This is a genomic window from Methylobacterium sp. CCH5-D2 (genome assembly GCF_001556475.1).
Taxonomy (GTDB): Bacteria; Pseudomonadota; Alphaproteobacteria; order Rhizobiales; family Beijerinckiaceae; genus Methylobacterium; species Methylobacterium hispanicum.
On record NZ_LSIX01000407.1, the window covers coordinates 1 to 1,329 of the forward strand.

Sequence of the window (1,329 nt, forward strand, 5' to 3'; positions counted from 1 at the left end):
TTCCCGCCCCCGCCCGCCGAGGCCATCAGCGGCATCAGCGCCAGGATGCCGACGACGGCGAGATCCTGGAAGAGCAGCACCGCGAAGGCGCGGCTGCCGTAGGCGGTGCCGAGGTCGCCGCGCTCCTCCAGGAGCTGCAGCGCCACCGCGGTGGCCGAGAGGGCGAGCGCGATGCCGATCACCGCGCTCGCGCCGAGGCCGATCCCCGCGAGCAGGCCCGCGCTGCCCAGCACCAGCGCGCACAGGGCGAGCTGGAGCGTGCCGAGGCCGAAGATGTCGCGCCGCATCGAGACGAGCTGCGAGAGGTGCAGCTCCAGCCCGACGATGAAGAGCAGCAGCACCACGCCGATCTCGGCGACGCTCGCGGCGGTCTCGGGCTCGGCGATCAGCGAGAGGCCGGAAGGGCCGATCAGCACGCCGGCCACGAGATAGCCCAGCACCGCGCTCTGCCCGGCCAGCCGGAACAGCGGGACGCCGATCACCGCCGCCGACAGGAAGGTGAGGACGGGCGGCAGGAAGCTCGCGTGTTCGGCAGGACTTGCCATGGCCGGCGGGTGACCTCGGGCTCGGGTGCGGATGGCGGCCCGATCCTTAGCCCGCCCGCCCGGCCGGCGCGAGCGCCGAGCGGGTGCCGTATGTCACGCGGGGGCCTCAGGGCAGCCGGAAGGCCACCAGGGTCATGTCGTCCCGCCGGAGCTCGCCGCCGCGGTAGGCGGCGAGATCCCGCTCCAGCCCGGCGAGCTGCGCGTCGAGTCCCTCCGCGGCGCGGGCGAGGAGGCGCTCGGCCACGCCCTGCCGGCCGAGAAGCTTCGGCCGCACGCCGGGCGCGCCGCCCATCTGATCGGTGACGCCGTCGGTCATCAGGTAGAAGGTGGTGCCGGGCTCGACCGGCACGGGGGTGTCGCTCTCGGGCGGCGCCTCCCGCCCGGTGCGCGGATAGCCGAGGCCGCGCCGCCCGCCGCGAACCTGCTCGACCGCGCCCGCCCGGATCGTGGTGAGCGAGAGGCCCGCACCCGCGAAGAGCAGGCTGCGCCGGGCGGGATCGAAGACGCAGACGCCGCAATCGAGCCCGTCGTCGGATTCGGCGCCGCGCCCGTCCTGGCGGAGCTGGGCGCGCACCATCGCGTCGAGGCCCGCCAGGATCGCGGCGGGCGAGCGCAGGGAGCGCTCGTGCAGCAGCCGGTCGAGGGCGGTGGCGACGATCAGGGTCAGGAAGGCGCCGGGCACGCCGTGGCCGGTGCAATCGGCCACCACGATCACGCAGAGGCCGTCGATCTCCTCCAGCCAGTAATAGTCGCCGCCCACGAGGTGCAGCGGCTCGTACAGGAC

The 1,329-nt window shown here is 74.8% G+C and carries 2 protein-coding genes; both read right to left on the reverse strand.

Annotated features, from left to right (window positions below; genetic code table 11):
• The coding region (locus AX737_RS10505; protein ID WP_197430530.1) for a cation:proton antiporter at positions 1-545 on the reverse strand (545 nt) is incomplete at its 3' end.
• A 106-nt stretch (positions 546-651) separates the two neighbouring features.
• A partial coding sequence (locus tag AX737_RS10510) for a PP2C family protein-serine/threonine phosphatase (RefSeq protein ID WP_156453637.1) occupies positions 652-1,329 on the reverse strand: 678 nt, incomplete at its 5' end.